A 17,884-nucleotide genomic window follows, 5' to 3' on the forward strand; every position below is an offset into this window, starting at 1 on the left:
GGGGCGGGGGCCGGTGCGGGTCTGGTTCCGGGTGCGGTCACGTATCGTAAGATCATGGAATCACGGTCCGCTTCCGACGATGCCGCGGCAGTAACCAGACACGAAAAAGGGCGGCCCCGCGAGGAGCCGCCCTTTTTCGTCCACCGGTAAAACCCCGATCAGTTCGCCGTCGTGCGCGCGTCCTGGCCGTCGCCTTCCGGGGCCGCGACGATGTCCCGTGTGGTCGAGCCCTTGTCCACCACCGTCGTACCGGGATCGCCGACGCTGGAGCGGATACCGGGGTCATCGCTGTCCGCACCCGCGTCGTTCAGCACACCGGTCTCGGCCGCACTGCGTGCCGCGGTGCCGCCGAACAGCGCGTCGAGCGTCTGCGCATTGGCTGCGGTATCCTGCGGGCGGGCTGCACCCGGCTGCGGCGGGACCAGCGCGAAGTCGGGCGGGATCACCAGCGGTGCCTGCCGTGCTACCGCGAACTCGTCCGGGCGCGCACGATCGAGGCTTCGGCCTGCACCGCAACCGGACAGGAGGGCGACGCTCGCCAGACCGGCAGCCAGGGGTACGAACTTACGCATGGGAATTCTCCACAGGGGGCTTCTCGCGCACGAGCAGCGCCCGAACAAGCAGGACGAGCACGCCGACAGTAATCGCTGCATCGGCGACATTGAAGACCAAAAACGGACGCCACTCGCCGATATGCAGGTCGGCGAAATCGACCACATAGCCGAGCCGGATGCGGTCGAGGATATTGCCGACCGCACCGCCGAGCACGAAGCCGAGCGCCATCTGATCGGCGGGGTTCTTCTCGCGCGTCATCCACACCGCGACGCCGATCGCGATCGCGCCGGTCAGCAGCACCAGCGCCCAGCGGGTGAGGTGACCGTCGGCGGGCAGAAGACCGAGCGAGATGCCGATGTTGGGGACGAAGCGCAGGTCGAAGAACGACGTGATCGTCTGAGCATCGCCGAGCGAGTCGATCCCGAGAGGCTTGGTCACCGCCCATTTGCTGAGCTGATCGGCAAGGAAGAGGGCGATCGCCGCCCCGAACCCGGCCTTTGGCAGGTTACGCATGCGCCACCACCTCTTCGCAACGATTGCAGAGATCGCCGTCGACCTTGACCTCGGGGAGGTGACGCCAGCAGCGGCCGCATTTGTGGAAGTCGGTGCGGGTCACGGTGACCGCGTCGCCCGGCGTGACCTTGGCGACGATGAAGGCTTCGGCCAGCGCGTCCGCATCGAGCAGCATCGACGGCACGGTGATCTCGGCCTCCAGGCTGGAGCGCACGGTTTTTTCGCGGCGGAGCGGTTCGATCGCTTCGGTGACGGCCACGCGCAACTGGCGGATCTCATGCCATTTGCTGCCGACCACGTCGTCGGCGTCAAGCGACGGCAGCGACGGCCATTCGAGATAGTGGACCGAGCTGTCGTCGCTCGGGAAGCGCGACTGCCAGACTTCCTCGGCGGTGAAGCACAGCACCGGCGCGGCGTAGCGGACGAGCGCGTGGAACAGCACGTCGAGGACGGTGCGGTACGACCGGCGCTTGATGTCGTCGGTCGCGTCGCAATAGAGCGAATCCTTGCGGATATCGAAGAAGAACGCGGACAGATCCTCGTTCGCGAAGTCGGTCAGCAGGCGCGTGTAGCGGTTGAACTCATACGCTTCGGCTGCCTGGCGCAGTTCGGTGTCGATCATGCCGAGACGGTGGAGGACGTAGCGCTCCAGCTCGGGCATGTCGGACACCGCGACGCGTTCGGAATCGTCGAAGCCTTCGAGCGCGCCGAGCATGTAGCGGAAGGTGTTGCGCAGTTTTCGATACGAGTCGGAGGCGGTGGTTAGCACCTCCTTGCCGATCTTCACGTCGTCGAAATAGTCGGTCGAGGCGACCCACATGCGGAGGATGTCCGCGCCGCTCTCGCCGATGATCTTGAGCGGATCGACGACGTTGCCGAGCGATTTCGACATCTTCCGCCCCTGGCCGTCGAGCGCGAAGCCGTGCGTCAGGACCGCGTCATAGGGTGCGCGACCGCGGGTGCCGCAGCTTTCGAGCAGCGACGACTGGAACCAGCCGCGATGCTGGTCCGAGCCTTCGAGATACAGGTTCGCGCGGGTGCCTTCGCCGTAGCGCGCCTCGACCGTGAAGACGTGCGTGCAGCCGGAGTCGAACCAGACGTCGAGGATGTCCTTCACGACCTCATAGTCCGCAAGGTCGTAGTCGGGGCCGAGCAGCGCCTGGTGGCCGTCGGCGTACCACGCATCCGCGCCGCTCTCGCGGAAGGCTTCGATGATGCGCGCGTTGACCGCGGCGTCGTTGAGGTATTGGCCGGTGGCGCGGTTGACGAACAGCGCGATCGGCACGCCCCAGGCGCGTTGGCGGGAGATCACCCAATCGGGGCGGCCCTGGACCATCGACGTGATCCGGTTTTCGGCGCGCGCGGGGATCCAGGTGGTGGCGGCGATCGCGTCGAGCGCGATCTCGCGGAGCGTGGCGCCGTTGCTGGACCCAGGCCCTTCGACTTCGCTCAGGGCGAACGGTGTGGGTGCGTCCGCATCCCCAATCCCGTTCGTGCTAAGCGAAGTCGAAGCACCCTGGCCGTCGGTGCTGAGCGAGGTCGAGGCATCCATCGGGATGAACCATTGCGGGGTCGCGCGGAAGATCACCTTGGCCTTCGAGCGCCACGAATGCGGATAGCTGTGCTTGAAGTCGTCGCTCGCCGCCAGCAACGCGCCGGTCTCGCGCAGGTCGGTGCAGATCGGGCCGTCGGCGCCCACGAACTTCTTGTTGATGACGCTGCCCTCACCGCCGCGCCATGCCCAGTCGGCACGGTACATCCCCGCGCCGTCGATCGCGAAGACCGGGTCGATGCCGTATTGCTTGCAGAGTTCGAAATCGTCCTCGCCGTGGTCCGGCGCCATGTGGACGAGCCCGGTGCCCGCATCGGTCGTGACGAAGTCGCCGGGCAGGAACGGCCGCGGCTTCGCGAAGAACCCGCCGAGCGCGTGCATCGGGTGACGTGCGGTTGCGCCTTCGAGAGCGGAGCCCTTCCCGCGCCAAAGGATCGCAGCGCCACCCTCTTCCCCGTCACCCCGGCGGACGCCGGGGCCCACCTCGCCGCGGTCTCCCCCGTTGGTAAGTGGGTCCCGGCTTCCGCCGGGATGACGGGCGGTACGGGCAAAAAAGCTGTCGATCAGCGCCTCTGCGATCAGGAAGCGGCGATCGCCGTCCGCGACGAGCACATACTCGATCTCAGGCCCATAGCTCAGCGCCTGGTTCACCGGGATCGTCCACGGCGTCGTCGTCCAGATCACCGCATGCACGCCGACCAGCTCGGGCGCATTCGGCGCAGAGTCGATCTCGAACGCGACGTCGATCTGCGTGGAAACGATGTCCTCATACTCGACCTCGGCCTCGGCGAGCGCGGTCTTCTCGACTGGGGACCACATCACCGGCTTCGCACCACGATACAGCTGGCCGCTCTCCGCGAACTTCAGCAATTCGCCGACGATCGTGGCTTCCGCCTCGTACTTCATCGTCAGGTACGGATCGGCCCAGTCGCCCATCACGCCGAGCCGCTCGAACTCGCCCTTCTGCACGGCGACCCATTTCTCGGCATAGGCGCGACATTCGGCGCGGAACTGCGCGACTGGGACGTCGTCCTTGTTGAGCTTCTTCGCGCGGTATGCTTCCTCGACTTTCCACTCGATCGGCAGGCCGTGGCAATCCCAGCCTGGGACGTACGGCGCGTCCTTGCCCATCAGCGACTGCGAGCGGACAATGATGTCTTTCAACACCTTGTTCATCGCGTGGCCCATGTGGATGTCGCCGTTCGCATAGGGCGGGCCGTCGTGCAGGATGAACCGCTCGCGCCCGAGCCGCTGTTCGCGCAACCGGTCGTAGATCCCGAGCTTCGCCCAGCGCTCGAGGATCGCCGGTTCCTTGGCGGCGAGGCCCGCCTTCATCGGGAAGTCGGTCTTCGGCAGGAAGACGGTGTCGCGGTAATCGCGGGCGGGCGCAGGAGTATCGGTCATAAGTGGGCCGGGCTGTAGCCGAGAGGCGCGCGCGTTGCCATCCCTCTCCCATGACGGTCACCCCAGTCTCGACCGTCACCCCAGTCTCTGCCGTCACCCCAGCGAAAGCTGGGGTCTCGTGCGGCAGGGGGGCGTTCCCTTACCGGGATACCCCAGCTTTCGCTGGGGCGACGTATGTGGTTTGGGTGGATCTCGAACGAACGTCGTTCAAGCCAGCAATGCCCGCGCGCGCGCGCAGTCGGCGTCCATCTGGGTGATGAGCGCATTGAGGTTGGCGAACTTCGCCTCGGCGCGGAGATACTCGATCAGCGCAACCTCGATCCGCTGGCCGTACAGGTCTTCGCCGAAATCGAAGAAATGCGGCTCGAGCAATTCCTTGGGCGGATCGAAGCTCGGACGGATGCCGAGGTTGGCCGCGCCCTTCAACATGCGACCGTCCTCGAGCCGCCCGGTCACCGCATAGATCCCGTAGGCGGGGCGCAGATAATTCCCCATGTCGAGATTGGCGGTCGGATAGCCGATCGTACGGCCGACCTTGTCGCCGTGCTGGACGAAGCCCTGGATCGCGAACGGGCGCGTCAGCAGGCGGGTGGCGGTGGCCATGTCGCCCGCGCGCAGGGCTTCGCGAATGCGGGTGGAGGAGATGACCTCTCCCTCCAGTTCGATCGCGCCGACCGTTTCCGCGCGAAACCCGTGGGCGGGGCCACGCGAGGCCAAAGTGCGGACGGTGCCGGCCTTGCCCTTGCCGAAGGTGAAGTCCTCGCCGGTGACGACACCCGCCACGCGCAGATTGCGTTCGAGCCGCTCGGTGATGAAGCGTTCGGCGGTCAGCGCGGCGAGATCACCGTCGAAATTGAAGACGACCATCGCATCGGCACCGGCTTTCTTGAAAAGCTGTTGGCGCTGATCGAGCGTGGTCAGGCGGAAGGGCGGGGTGTCGGGGCGGAAATGGCGGACCGGATGCGGGTCGAACGTCGCGACGAGCGCGGGGCGCCCCTCGGCATGCGCCCAGGCGACCGCGCGCGCGACCACGGCTTGGTGGCCAAGGTGAAATCCGTCGAAATTCCCTAGCGCGACGATCCCGTTCGCCAGATACGAAGGGATGGAAGCGCCACCGTCGAGCCGTTGCATGCGCGGGTCAGTAACCAGCCGTCGCGAAAGGCGATAGTCCTTCTGTAAGCTTGTTCTCCCGTGAAGGCGGGAGCCCAGCCTGGGCTCCCGCCTTCACGGGAGAACAAGCTTAGGCTCGGGTGAGCGTGACGAAGCTGTAAGCCGGACGTTCGCCTTCGGCCGAATGGTCTTCGCGGGCGATCTCCACCCAGCCGTCGAACGCGGGCACGGTCGCGTCGCCCTCTGGCTTGGCATGGACCTCAGTCAGTTCGATCCGATCCGCATAGGGAAGCATATGCACATAAATTTGCGCGCCACCGATCACGGCCACGTCGTCGCCCGCCATTACGAGCGCTTCTTCAACGGAATGCGCGACCTCGGCGCCTTCCGCGGTCCAGTCGCCGCGCGTGAGAACGATGTGGCGGCGGCCGGGCAGGGGGCTCGGGAAGCTCTCGAACGTCTTCCGCCCCATCACCATCGGCTTGCCCATCGTCAGCACTTTGAAGCGCTTGAGGTCGGCGGGGATGCGCCACGGGAGGTGCCCGTCGCGGCCGATGACGCCGTTGCTGGCACGGGCGAGGTAGAAGGTGATCATGGCTGTGGTCATGCCGGAATGGAGGGCAATGGGCTACTCCCCGCTTACGTCGGCACCCCGCCGTTAACTCCACGCCGCCGTTAACTTCACCCCGGCGAAGGCCGGGGCCCAATTGGGGAACGTCGCTGATGAGCGCTGCGCTCTGTTGCTACAACCTTGCCAATTGGGCCCCGGCCTTCGCCGGGGTGGTAGTAAGTGGGTGGCCGGTTCAACCCGGCGCGTGTTCCTTCACATACGCCTCAGGGTCCTTCTCAACGACCTTAACCCCGTTCAGATGGTTCGCCTCGAACGCCGCGAACCGGACGCCAAGCTCATGCCGCTCTTCCAGCGTCGCATGCTTGCGGAAATCGGTCAGCCCCTGGCGCTCTTCCTCCGCCAGGTGATCGCTGTTCGCCTTGTTGCATTCGCCAACCGCCTCGAACCACGCGTCCGAGCCGACCGGGTGCTTGTCGACCGCTTCGCCCGTCTCGCGGATGTCGTTGTGATCCTCGATCGCGTCCTCGGTCTCTTCCGCGGCCGAGTCGGCATCGTTGCCGCCGGTGCCGATCTTCATCAGCCGTGGGTAGAAGAAGCGCTCCTCCGCCTCGGCATGCGCGTCGAGCAGGTTCTTGAGGCGCGTCCACAGCGCCGACAGCGCCTCGGTATCCTTCGCGTCGATCGAATCGATCTGCGCGAACAGTGCGCGCTGCTGCGCATGTTCGTCGAGAATGAGTTGGGTGATGTCCATGATGGGCCTTCCGAATAGGTTCGGACGGTCAACCATGCGCGCCACGCCCGGTTCCTATTGCGATTCGCTCTCTGTTCAGACCGCGACGGGCGCCTTGATGTGCGCCTGCGCAACGTAATCGTGGAGCACGAAATCCTCATATTCGTAGGCGTCGATCGAGTCCGGCTGCCGCACGATTTCGAGGCGCGGCAACGGCCCCGGCGAGCGGGTCAGTTGCAGGCGTGCCTGCTCCAGATGGTTCGAATAGAGGTGGCAATCGCCGCCGGTCCAGATGAACTCGCCGACCTCCAGCCCGCATTGCTGCGCGAGAATATGCGTGAGCAGCGCATAGCTGGCGATGTTGAACGGCACGCCGAGGAAGATGTCGCCCGAGCGCTGGTAGAGTTGTAGCGACAGCTTGCCGTTCGCGACATGCGTCTGGAACAGGCAGTGGCACGGCGCGAGCGCCATCGCGTGCAGGTCGCCCGGATTCCACGCGCTGACGATCTGGCGGCGCGAGGCGGGGTTGGTCTTGATCTGCGCAATCAGCTCGGCGATCTGGTCGATATGGCGGCCATCAGCGGCAACCCAGTCGCGCCATTGCTTGCCATAGACCGGGCCGAGATCGCCGTTCTCGTCCGCCCATTCGTCCCAGATCGCCACCTTGCGGTCCTGTAGCCACCGCACGTTGGTGTCGCCGCGGAGGAACCACAGCAATTCGACGATGATCGAGCGGAGGTGGAGCTTCTTGGTGGTGAGCACGGGGAAGCCCTGTGCGAGGTCGAACCGCATCTGGGCGCCGAACACGCTGAGCGTGCCGGTGCCGGTGCGGTCCATCGTCTCGACGCCGGTCGAGAGCACGCGGTCCATGAGGTCTAGATATTGGCGCATCGGGTTGGCGTAGCGGTGCGGGGGCGGCGGCTCAAGCGGATGCAGTTGCGCGTGCGGTGGCGGGAGTCGCGGGGCAGGCGGGTCTGTGCTGCCGTTGCCCGTGCCTTCTCCTCGTATCGCGGACCTCGCCGCGGCTCGCGCGCTGTTCGCCGGGTTGGGTCATGCCACGGTCGAGACGGTGGCGGTCGCGTATCTTGATCCGAATCGGAGGCTTCTCGGGATGCGGCATGTCGTCGGGGGGCGGGATCGGGTGGCGATCTCGATTCGGACGGTCGCGGTGGATGCGTTGGGGTTCGGCGCGGTCGGGGTCGTACTGGCGCATAATCATCCAAGCGGGGACGCAACGCCGAGTGCGCGTGATGTGGCGTTCACGCGCGCGCTCGCGGCGGGGTTGCGGACACTGGAGATCGTGTTGCTCGACCATCTGGTGATCGTGGGAGACCAGGTGACGAGTCTGAGGGCGCTGGGAGTGATTTGACGCTTCAACATCAATCCTCCCCTGCAAGGGGAGGTGGCTGGCACTTGCCAGACGGAGGGGTGAGACCCTCTCGATAGCGCTATACCCCTCCGTCAGCCCGATGGGCTGCCACCTCCCCTTGCAGGGGAGGATTTCGCGCTCACTTCAACCGACACGCCCGGATCGCTTCAGGCTTCGGCCGCGGCCCGGTCGCACGGAACGTCGCCAGATAGCCGCCCGCCGAGGGCATCTCGTCCATATCCACCTGCGTGTACCCCACCGCCGCGAACTCGCACTTCAACAGTGCCGGCGGCGTGCCGTGGTCCTGCGTCCGGCGGTTCGCATCGACCACCACCACCAGCCCGTCGGGCTTCAGCGATGGCCGCAACCGCCACAGGAACTCGTACGGCTGCTCGATCTCGTGATACATGTGCACCATCAGCACCCGGTCGAAGCTCGCCTCGGGCAACTTGGGATCGTTCGCTTCGCCCAGCTTCACGCTGACGTTCGCCAGATCTTCGCGCGCGACGCGTTCCGCCAGCGTGTCGCGCACGCTCGCGACGATGTCCTCGGCGAGCACGCGGCCTTCCTTGCCGACCCGCGCCGCCATGCGGATCGTGTAGTATCCCTCGCCCGCGCCGATGTCCGCGACCGTCATGCCCTTGCTGATCGCGGCCTTGTTCATGACCTCACCCGCCTCGTTGAGACGGTCGCGCGCTTCTTCGTTAGACCAGCGCGACGACACGATCGACGCGACCGGACGGTCGGCGGCAGGGAACACCGGCTCCTTCGGCTCGCGCTTGATCAGCGGCTTGCTGCCATCGCACGCGCCCAATGCGAATAATGGGAGCAGGAATACCGGTGACAGCATCAGGGCAAGGGCACCCTTGAGCTTCAATCGACGTCCTCCACCTCGACGGCCTCGCCGGTCACGCGCTGCGACAGCGCCGCCGCCATGAACATCTCGAGATCGCCGTCCAGCACGTCCGACGGGCTGGTCGACACCACGCCGGTGCGCAGGTCCTTCACCATCTGATACGGCTGAAGCACGTAGGAGCGGATCTGGTGACCCCAGCCAATATCGGTCTTGCCCGCATTTTCCGCGTTGGCGGCAGTCTCGCGGATCGCCAGTTCGCGCTCGTACAGCCGCGCGCGGAGCTGATTATACGCCTCGGCCTTGTTCTTGTGCTGCGATCGCTGGTTCTGGCACTGCACGACGATGCCGGTCGGGATGTGCGTGATACGCACCGCCGAATCGGTCGTGTTGATGTGCTGGCCGCCGGCACCCGACGCACGGTACGTGTCGATGCGCAGGTCGCTCTCGTTGTATTCGACCTCGATATTGTCGTCGACGACGGGGTACACCCAGACGCTGGCGAACGACGTGTGCCGCCGCGCCGCCGAGTCGTACGGGCTGATCCGCACCAGCCGGTGCACGCCGCTCTCGGTCTTGGCATAGCCGTACGCGTTTTCGCCCTTCAGCAGCAGCGTAGCGGACTTGATCCCGGCCTGCTCGCCCGAATGCTGGTCGACCAGCTCGACCTTCAGCCCGTGGCGCTCGCCCCAGCGCGAATACATGCGGCTGAGCATCCCCGCCCAGTCCTGGCTCTCGGTCCCGCCGGCGCCGGCGTTGACCTCGATATAGGTGTCGTTGGCGTCGGCCTCGCCCGCAAGCAGCGCCTTGATCTTGTCCCGGTCGGCCCGCGCGGCGAGTTCGGCGAGCGCGGCGACGCCGTCCGCCTCCATCGCGGTATCGCCCTCGGCTTCGGCCATCTCGATCAGCTCCGCTGTGTCGCTGAGCTCGCTCTGGATCGCGCGCGTCGCACTGATCGCCTCGTCGAGACGACGACGCTCGCGCATCACCTCCTGCGCGGCCTTGGGATCGGACCAGAGCGCCTGATCCTCGACGCGCGCGTTCAGCTCGTCGAGACGACGCAGCGCGCGGTCCCAGTCGAGGAAGCGGCGCAGCAGCGCCAGCGCGTCGTTGATGGTGTCTACGTGAGCCTGCGCTTCGGCGCGCATGGGTATTCTCCGGTCTTCGTCATGCCAGCGAAAGCTGGCATCTCCTGCGGCGAGGAGTGTCCTCCCTTACCACGAGATCCCAGCGTTTGCTGGGATGACGCATTGATGTGCGATGACGTCTATATAAGGGCGCTAGTAGATTCCGCCTTGTCTTTGCAAGAAATCGCTGTCGCGCGGCGCTTCGGGCTTCTTCACCGCGGTGGTGGTCGCCGCCGCGGCCGGGGCTGCATCGGAACGTCGTGCAGCACGGCGTGGCTCGCTCTCGGGCTTGAACGCTTCCCAGATCACCGCGGGCTTGGGATCGTCGGTGTTCGGCCACGTGCCATAGACCGGGCGGCCGCTCCCGCGATCGATCCGGACCATGCGAATTCCGGCCGGGGCGCGGAACGGCAGCTTGGGCAAATCCTCGTACGCCTTCACCGCGAACTGCTTGAAGATCGGCGCGGCCAGCGTCCCGCCCTGTGCGGCACCGCCGAGATTCCGCGGCGTATCGAAACCGATATACAGCCCGCCGACGAACTGCGGGGTCCCGCCGATGAACCACACGTCGGTCGGGCCATTGTTCGTCCCGGTCTTGCCGAACATCGGCCGATCGAGATCGCGGAGCGTCACCGCGGTACCGCGCTGGACGACACCCTCGGTGATGTGGACCATCTGGTAGGCGGTCATCGCATCGAGCACCTGGCGCTGGCGCGTCACCGGCCGCGGCATCGGCTTGCCGTCCCAGTCGGGCGCGTTGCACCGGTCACACGGCCGCCAATTCTCCGGCCAGATCACCTTGCCGTGGCGGTCCTGGACGAAATCGATCAGCGACGGAGGACCGCCCTTGCCGTTGTTCGCCAGGATCGAATACGCGTTGACCATACGCCCGACGGTCGTCTCGCCGGCGCCGAGCGCGAACGAGAGGTAGGGCGCATAATCGCCGACCCCCATCTTCTTGATGGTCGCGACGACCTTCGGCATCCCGGTCTGCGCGGCGGTCCGCACGGTCATCAGGTTGCGCGACTGCTCGATGCCCCAGCGCATCGTGTGCGGCCCGGCGCCGCGCGAATTGCCGAAGTTGCGGAAGCATTTCTGCCCCAGCCGCGCGCCCTGATACACGCAGAACGGCCCGTCGACGATGATCGACGCGGGCGTCATGCCGTTATCCAGCGCGGCGGAATAGACGATCGGCTTGATGGTCGAGCCCGGCTGGCGCATCGCCTGCGTCGCGCGGTTGAACGCCTGCAACCGGTCGTCGAACCCGCCCTGCATCGCCAGCACGCGGCCTGAAGCCGGCTCTTCGACGACGAACGCACCCGAGACCTTGGGGATCGCCCGCAGCGCGAACTGGCCGCCTTCCGGCGCTACCGCGATGATGTCGCCGACCTTGATCGCGCCGAACGCGTTGCCGCCCTTGCCGCGCACCGCCATCTGCGCCGCATAGCGCGGCAGCGTGCCGGTCTTGCCGGTGCGGAAGCCGAGGCTCCAGGCGTTGCCGTCCTTGCCCGTCACGATCGCCGCGACCCAATTCCGGTAATCGAGCGCGATATTGCTGTTGAGCAACGGCTGCAGCCAGTTGTCGTCCTCGATCTCGACATGGCGGATCGGGCCGTTCCAGCCGCGCCCGCTGTCGAACCGCACCAGCCCGTCGCGCAACGCCTGCTGGGCCAGGTCCTGCAGCCGCGCGTCGAACGACGTTCGCACCCACAGCCCGCCCGAATAGACGCTGTACGGCCCATCCTTCGCGCTTTCGCCGAACTTCGCCATCAACTGGCGGCGGACCTCCTCGACGAAATAGCCGCCGACGCTCTGGAACTTCGGCGTACGCCGCAACACCGCGCCGAGCGGCTCCGCATTCGCCTGATCCCGCTGCGCACGCGTGATGAAGCCGTTGTCGAGCATCCGGTTGAGCACATAGTTGCGCCGGATCATCGCGCGCTCGGTATTGCGCACCGGATCGTAGTTCGACGGACCCTTGGGCAGGATCGCGAGATACGCCATCTGCGCGAGATCGAGCTGGTCGAGTTCCTTGTCGAAATACGCATGGCTCGCCGCCTCCACGCCGAACGCGTTACGCCCGAGCGCGATCTGGTTGAGGTACAGCTCCAGGATCTGCGGCTTGGTCAGCGTGTCCTCGATCTTGTACGCGAGCACCGCCTCGCGCAGCTTCCGCGACGGCGAATAGGCGTTGCCGATCAACAGGTTCTTCGCGACCTGCTGCGTGATCGTCGAGCCGCCCTTGGCGCGCTTGCCGGTGCCGAGCTTGGTCACATAGTCATACACCGCGCCGGCGAGGCCGGGATAATCGACGCCGTGATGCTCGAAGAACGACTTGTCCTCGGCGGCGAGGAACGCCTTCACCAGCAGCGGCGGATACTCGGCATAGCTCAGTTCGACGCGACGTTCGCGCGCGTAGCTGTGGATCGGCGCGCCATCGATCCCGCGCACGTTGGTCGGCAGCGGCGGCTCGTACGTGCGCAGCGTATCCACGGATGGCAGGTCGCGCATGACCGCGAACCAGAACGCGAAGATCGCGACGACGCCGAGCACGCCAAGCGCCAGCGCCGCCTTGGTCCAACGGCTCGACCAGGCGCGCGCGAACCCGCCGCGTAGCCGGTCGCTGGTGCGGCCTATCGCCGTCGTCGAGTTGGGGGAGGGATCGGACGCCATGATTACTGCCGCAGCGTCTAGCAGGTTAGCGCGCGCTTGCCAGCCTCCGGTGCGATGGGGGGCGGGGTAGAGGCGCTCCGGCCTTCCCGTCGGCTCCGTTCGACGGTCCGTCCGCAGAATACCGCGTCCCTTGGACCACGCTTCCGCCCCTACCCAGTCACCCCGGGCTTGTTCCGGGGCCCACCGATCCGCAAATTCCACGGCTGGCGAGTCCGCGCAACGGTGGATGCCGGAACGAGCCCGGCATGACGGATGGGTAAGGGGGGCTCTACTGTTAAATAAAACGATGTAAGGTCGCCCAACCCAACGATCCTCCCCCGGCAGGGGGAGGTGGCACCGAAGGTGACGGAGGGGGAGGACACGGAGCCGAGGTTGCGCTTACCTCCCCCTCCGTCTGGCAAGCGCCAGCCACCTCCCCCTGGCGGGGGAGGATCGCAAAGTTCAGGCGCTCACCCCCGAATGACATGCCCGCGTAACCGCAAAGCCTGTCGCCAACCCCGCCACTGTGGCAGCAGGCCCCGATGACCCCGCCGCCGCTCCCGATCCTCACCGTACTCCCCGACCTCCTCGCAACCCTACGCGACCGAACCTCGGCCGTCCTTGTAGCCCCTCCAGGCGCCGGCAAAACCACGGCCGTCGCGCCGGCCCTCCTCACCGAACCCTGGTGCACCGGCGAGATCCTCCTCCTCTCCCCTCGCCGCCTCGCCGCCCGCGCCGCCGCAGAACGCATGGCCTCGACCGCCGGCGAGCCCGTCGGCCAGACCTTCGGCTACGCGACCCGCATGGACAGCAAGCGCTCTGCCGCAACGCGCGTCACGGTGATCACGGAAGGTATCTTCGTCGCCCGCATCCAGGCCGATCCCGAACTCGCCGGCGTCTCCGCCGTCCTGTTCGACGAAGTCCACGAACGCAGCCTCGACGGCGATTTCGGCCTCGCGCTGGCGCTCGACGTGCAAGCCGGCTTCCGCCCCGACCTCCGCATCGTCGCGATGTCAGCAACGCTAGATGGCGCGCGGTTCGCGGCCTTGATGGACGGCGCGCCCGTCATCGAGAGCGAAGGCCGCAGCTACCCCCTGACCCTCCGCCACATCGGCCGCCAAGCCGAACTCCGCATCGAGGACTCGGTCGCTGCCGCCATCCGCCGCGCGCTCGGCGAAGCGGAGGGCGGCGTGCTCGCCTTCCTCCCCGGCGTCGCGGAGATCGAACGCACCGCCGACCGCCTCGCCAATTTGCCCGACGACATCGTCCTCCACGAACTCCACGGCAGCCTCGATCCCGCAGCGCAGCGCGCCGCGATCCTTCCCGAACCCGACGGCCGGCGGAAGGTCGTGCTCGCCACCAGCATCGCCGAGACCAGCCTGACGCTCGACGGCATCCGCATCGTCGTCGACTCTGGCCTCGCAAGACGCCCCCGCTACGACCGCGCCGCCGGCATGACGCGGCTGGTCACCGAACGCGCAAGCCAGGCCGCCGTCACCCAACGCGCCGGCCGCGCCGCGCGGCTAGGGCCGGGCATCGCGTATCGACTGTGGGAAGAAGCGGCGACTGCCGGACTCCCGCGCTACGATCCGCCCGAAATTCTCGAAGCGGACCTGTCTGCCTTGGTCCTCGCCTGCGCACTATGGGGCGTCGGCGATCCGCGCGACCTCCGATGGATCGACCCGCCCCCCGCCGCGGCTATCGACGAGGCGATGGTGCGGCTGACGACGCTGGAGGCGGTCGAGGATGGCCGCCCAACCCCGCACGGCCGCGCGATAGCCAAGCTGCCGATGCCGCCGAGATTGGCGCACATGCTGCTGCGGGCAGGGGAGCGGGGGTTGGCAAATGTAGCGGCGCAAATCGCGGTGCTGCTAGGCGAACGCGGCATCGGCGGACAGGACGTCGATCTGGAAGCCCGCCTCCGTCGCTGGAAAACCGAACGTGGTTCAAAGGCGCAGGCAGCAAGAGCGATGGCGGACAGGTGGGCGAAACTTGCTCCCCTCCCGTTTGCGGGAGGGGAGCAGAAGTATGCGTCGCGCTCGGTTTCCCCGATCGCGTCGCGCGACGGCGAGACCCATCCGGCGAAACCTGGGCCTCGGTCGGCGGCCGCGGGTTCAAGCTCGACCCGACCTCGCCGCTCGCCCGCTCCGAATGGCTCGCCGTCGCCGACACGCAGGGCTCGGCCGCCGGCGCACGCATCCTCTCCGCGGTAGCGATCGACCAGGCCACCGTCGAAACCCTCTTCGCCGACCGCATTGAATCCCGCCGCACCGTGACGTTCGACCCCACAACCGGCGGCATCCAAGCCCTCCGCGAACGCCGCCTCGGCGCGATCCGGCTCTCCAGCGGCCCCGACAGCTGCGCCGACCCCGACGCGATCCTCGCCGCGCTCATCGACGGCGTCCGCGAGCACGGCCTCACGCTGCTACCGTGGAGCGACGGCGCGCAAGCCCTGCGCGACCGCGCCGCCTATGCCGGCGTCCCGCTTGACGACGCGACCCTGCTCGACCGCACCGACGAATGGCTCGCACCGCTCCTGACCGGAAAGCGTCGACTCGACACGATCGTCCCCGGCGCGCTCGCCGAAGCCTTGCGCAACCTGCTCGGCTGGGACGCGATGCAGACCATCAACCGGCTCGCCCCGCCCGATTTCACCAGCCCCGCCGGCAGCACGCACGCGATCGATTACGCGGCGGAAGGCGGCCCCCGCGTCGAACTTCGTGTGCAAGCCCTGTTCGGGCTCGCGGTGCATCCGACGATCGGCGAGGCCCGCGTCCCGCTAGTGTTGAGCCTCACATCCCCCGCCGGCCGCCCGATCCAGACGACGCGCGACCTCCCCGGTTTCTGGGCGGGCAGCTGGACCGCGGTGGCCAAGGAAATGCGCGGCCGCTACCCCAAGCATCCCTGGCCCGACGACCCCGCCGCGGCGTCCGCGACGCTCCGCACGAAAAAGGCGGATGCAAGGGCCGCTGGTTCGCGATAAGGGAGCATCCATGCCTACCGCCCGTATCTTCCAGCGCCCCAAGAACGCCATGCAGTCCGGCAAGCACCGGACCGACGCCTGGCAGCTCGAATTCGAACCCTCGGAGCCCAAGCGCCCCGACCCGCTTACCGGCTGGGCCGGCAGCGGCGACACCCGCGATCAGGTGCGCCTGCTGTTTCCGACGGCGGAAGCGGCGATCGCGCACTGCGAGCGCGAGGGGTTTGGGTATACCGTCGTGCCGGCACCCGCGAAGACGCTGAAGCTGCAGAGCTACGCTGATAATTTCAAGTAAGCTCGGGGAGCGGCGCTAGGCCCCCCGTACTTCTTTGTTCTCCCGCGAAGGCGGGAGCCCAGTCTGGGTCCCCGTCTTCGCGGGGAAACAATTTACGGACGGTTTAGCGAGCGGGTCGCTCGCCGCTAGAGAATCGATCCCGCCAGGATCAGCAGCATCTTGGTGTCGATCGCCAAGCCCGCAGCCCGCTTCTCCGCAACGAACCCCGGCACGTCCGCAAGCGGCACCCGGTGAACAGTGATGTTCTCGTCGCCATCGCCGCCGCCCTCGCCAACCTTCGTCAGCCCGGTCGCGCGGACCAGCGTGAAGCATTCCGACGTCATTCCCGGTGACGAGTAGAAAACCCCTAAATCCTCGATCGCGTCCGCGCGGTAGCCGGTCTCCTCCTCCAGCTCGCGCCCGGCCGCGACCGCGACGCTCTCGCCCGCGGTTTCGTCACCGACCAGTCCCGCCGGCAGTTCGAGACAAGCTCGTCCCAGCGGCACGCGGAACTGTTCGACCAGGATCACGTCGCCTTGGTCGATCGCGACGATCACCGCCGCAGCGATCTGGCTTTGGCGCGCGGCGAACTCCCACGTGCCCTCGGTCTGTACGGTCAGGAATTTCCCGGCCCAAACGGTCTTGCTCATAGTTCGATCAGCCTGTCGGGAAGTTCGTTGACCGGCGCACCGGTTCTCGGGAAATGTTCGGCGAGCACCCTGCCGATCTGCGCGACCGCATCGGCCATGCCGTCGGCGGGGCGATCGTCGCGAACGCCGGTCAGCACCGCCGCCATCGCCGCACCCCAGGTTTCGTTCGGCACGCGCGAGTGGATGGCGTCGTCGGCAATGATCTCCGCGCGGTGTTCGGCCAGCGACAGGTACAACAGCACGCCGGTCGCGCCCTTGGTGCGCTTCTCGGCCCCCGCGCGAAACAGGAGTAAAGCCCGCCGCCGCACGCGTCGCGCCTTGGTCGCCCCCGGCGTGAGCGCCACCCTCACCGACGTCGCCGCCAACACCAGCCGCACCGCCAAAAACACCAGAGTCACCAGCACCAGCGCGATCGCATACAGCGCACCCTGCGGCGCCGACTGCCAGGGATCGACCAGCGCGTAGATATGGTCCGCCGCGACCGGGTGGAACGCGAGCAGCGCCAGCGTCAGCAGCATCGCCAGCACCGCCCAGTGCAGCGACACGTCGTGATACGCATCCGACTGCCGCGCGACGATCGTGACGATCTCGCCGGTCGTCGCGGTCTCCGCCTGCGTCACGGCCGCGGTGACACGGTCGTGATCGGTTTCGCTCAGCCGCATGTCACCAACTCCCCGATGCGCCGCCGCCGCCGCCGGATCCACCGCCGCCGCCACCGAAACCGCCGCCGCCCCAGCCACCGCCGCCGCTATCGCCGCCGCCGCCGCCGAAGCCACCGCCGCCGCCGCCACCGCCACCACGGGTCATCGCGTCGGCGATGCTCCACAGCACGATCGGCAAGGCACCGCTGCCACCGCCGCGGCTCCCGCCATCGACATACTGCTTGCCGCCCGCACGCCGTGAAATCATCGGAATGACGATCGCCGCCAGCACGATGCCGAAGAAGATCAGCCCGATCGGCACGCCGCCGCCGCCCGAATTCGAACGACGATGCGTTTTGTCATACTCCGCCGCCGCTGCGGTCACCTTCGCGCGCGCCTCCGCATCGGGCAGTGCGAGCTGGTCCGCCACCGCGTTCGTCCCCGCGACGATCCCGCCGGGGATGTCCCCTGCCTTGAAGCGCGGCAGGATCTGCTGGTTGATAATGACGCTGGAGAACACGTCGGTCAGCACCGGTTCGAGCCCGTAGCCGACCTCGATCCGCACCTTCCGGTCGTTCGGCGCGACCAGCAGGATCGCGCCGTTATTGGCGTCCTTCAGCCCGACGCCCCAGCTTCGGATCAGCGCATTGCCGTAATCCTCGATCGGATAGCCTTCGAGATCGGGGACGGTCGCGACGACCAGCTGGTTGCCGCTCGCCTTTTGCAGGTCGTCGAGCCGCTTAGTCAGCGCCGCTTCCTGCTCGGGCGGGATCACGTTCGCCGCATCGACGACGAAGCCGGTGAACTTGGGAAGCGTCTGCGCGCTCGCGGCGGCACTGACGGTGGCGCTTCCCAGCAGCACCGCGAACGCCAGCGTCAGGAGGTGGCGGAGCATAGCGCCCC

General features: G+C 67.2%; 15 protein-coding genes and 1 pseudogene. 3 read left to right on the plus strand and 13 right to left on the minus strand.

The genetic code is table 11. The features are described 5' to 3' along the window. Positions 1–158: 158 nt before the first annotated feature. From SPHN_RS14840 to SPHN_RS14870, 7 genes are all read right to left on the minus strand, one after another. Positions 159–572, minus strand: coding sequence for a DUF3035 domain-containing protein (locus SPHN_RS14840; protein WP_248524491.1), 414 nt, complete (start codon positions 570–572; stop codon positions 159–161). After that, positions 565–1,068 carry a signal peptidase II gene (gene lspA / locus SPHN_RS14845; RefSeq protein WP_248524492.1) on the minus strand — a complete coding sequence of 168 codons (504 nt, stop codon included), beginning with the start codon at positions 1,066–1,068 and terminating at the stop codon, positions 565–567. Before lspA ends, SPHN_RS14840 begins: the two co-directional genes overlap by 8 nt. After that, a complete protein-coding gene (locus SPHN_RS14850; protein ID WP_248524493.1) occupies positions 1,061–4,024 on the minus strand; it encodes an isoleucine--tRNA ligase in 2,964 nt (987 codons plus the stop codon). The genes lspA and SPHN_RS14850 overlap by 8 nt, the downstream gene beginning before the upstream one ends. A gap of 207 nt (positions 4,025–4,231) precedes the next feature. Further along, on the minus strand, positions 4,232–5,155 hold the full coding sequence (locus tag SPHN_RS14855; protein WP_248524494.1) for a bifunctional riboflavin kinase/FAD synthetase: 924 nt from the start codon (positions 5,153–5,155) through the stop codon (positions 4,232–4,234). A 109-nt stretch (positions 5,156–5,264) separates the two neighbouring features. Continuing rightward, positions 5,265–5,729 (minus strand): dihydrofolate reductase, encoded by a 465-nt coding sequence (locus SPHN_RS14860; RefSeq protein WP_248524522.1) that lies wholly within the window; start codon positions 5,727–5,729, stop codon positions 5,265–5,267. 208 nt (positions 5,730–5,937) lie between these two features. Continuing rightward, entirely contained in the window at positions 5,938–6,456 is a 519-nt protein-coding gene (locus SPHN_RS14865) for a hemerythrin domain-containing protein (RefSeq protein ID WP_136191208.1), read from the minus strand. Between the two features lie 75 nt (positions 6,457–6,531). After that, entirely contained in the window at positions 6,532–7,326 is a 795-nt protein-coding gene (locus SPHN_RS14870) for a thymidylate synthase (protein WP_248524495.1), read from the minus strand. Positions 7,327–7,411: 85 nt separating this feature from the next. Between SPHN_RS14870 and SPHN_RS14875 the strand changes: the two genes are divergently transcribed. Beyond that, complete coding sequence (locus tag SPHN_RS14875; RefSeq protein WP_248524496.1) at positions 7,412–7,804, plus strand: JAB domain-containing protein; 393 nt, start codon at positions 7,412–7,414, stop codon at positions 7,802–7,804. A gap of 139 nt (positions 7,805–7,943) precedes the next feature. On the opposite strand, the gene SPHN_RS14880 is transcribed toward SPHN_RS14875, so the two are convergent. From SPHN_RS14880 to SPHN_RS14890, 3 genes are all read right to left on the minus strand, one after another. Beyond that, complete coding sequence (locus tag SPHN_RS14880; RefSeq protein WP_248524523.1) at positions 7,944–8,654, minus strand: class I SAM-dependent methyltransferase; 711 nt, start codon at positions 8,652–8,654, stop codon at positions 7,944–7,946. 23 nt (positions 8,655–8,677) lie between these two features. After that, positions 8,678–9,805 (minus strand): peptide chain release factor 2, encoded by a 1,128-nt coding sequence (prfB, locus tag SPHN_RS14885; protein WP_060526781.1) that lies wholly within the window; start codon positions 9,803–9,805, stop codon positions 8,678–8,680. Between the two features lie 132 nt (positions 9,806–9,937). After that, on the minus strand, positions 9,938–12,457 hold the full coding sequence (locus tag SPHN_RS14890; RefSeq protein WP_248524497.1) for a penicillin-binding protein 1A: 2,520 nt from the start codon (positions 12,455–12,457) through the stop codon (positions 9,938–9,940). Positions 12,458–12,978: 521 nt separating this feature from the next. On the opposite strand from SPHN_RS14890, the pseudogene hrpB reads away from it, so the two are divergent. Both hrpB and SPHN_RS14900 read left to right on the plus strand, forming a co-directional pair. Further along, a pseudogene (hrpB, locus tag SPHN_RS14895) lies at positions 12,979–15,419 on the plus strand (ATP-dependent helicase HrpB). A 10-nt stretch (positions 15,420–15,429) separates the two neighbouring features. Beyond that, positions 15,430–15,711: an ETC complex I subunit gene (locus SPHN_RS14900; RefSeq protein WP_248524498.1), complete on the plus strand. Its 282-nt coding sequence runs from the start codon at positions 15,430–15,432 to the stop codon at positions 15,709–15,711. A 125-nt stretch (positions 15,712–15,836) separates the two neighbouring features. On the opposite strand, the gene SPHN_RS14905 is transcribed toward SPHN_RS14900, so the two are convergent. Genes SPHN_RS14905 through SPHN_RS14915 form a run of 3 tightly spaced genes read right to left on the minus strand, consistent with a single transcriptional unit; the run spans position 15,837 to position 17,876 of the window. After that, positions 15,837–16,340: an NUDIX hydrolase gene (locus tag SPHN_RS14905; protein ID WP_248524499.1), complete on the minus strand. Its 504-nt coding sequence runs from the start codon at positions 16,338–16,340 to the stop codon at positions 15,837–15,839. Further along, positions 16,337–17,002: a TPM domain-containing protein gene (locus SPHN_RS14910; RefSeq protein ID WP_248524500.1), complete on the minus strand. Its 666-nt coding sequence runs from the start codon at positions 17,000–17,002 to the stop codon at positions 16,337–16,339. Before SPHN_RS14910 ends, SPHN_RS14905 begins: the two co-directional genes overlap by 4 nt. 1 nt (position 17,003) lies before the next feature. Beyond that, a complete protein-coding gene (locus SPHN_RS14915) occupies positions 17,004–17,876 on the minus strand; it encodes a TPM domain-containing protein (protein ID WP_248524501.1) in 873 nt (290 codons plus the stop codon). Positions 17,877–17,884 lie beyond the last annotated feature (8 nt).

It is taken from the genome of Sphingomonas faeni (assembly GCF_023195535.1).
In the GTDB taxonomy this organism is placed as follows: Bacteria; Pseudomonadota; Alphaproteobacteria; order Sphingomonadales; family Sphingomonadaceae; genus Sphingomonas; species Sphingomonas faeni_B.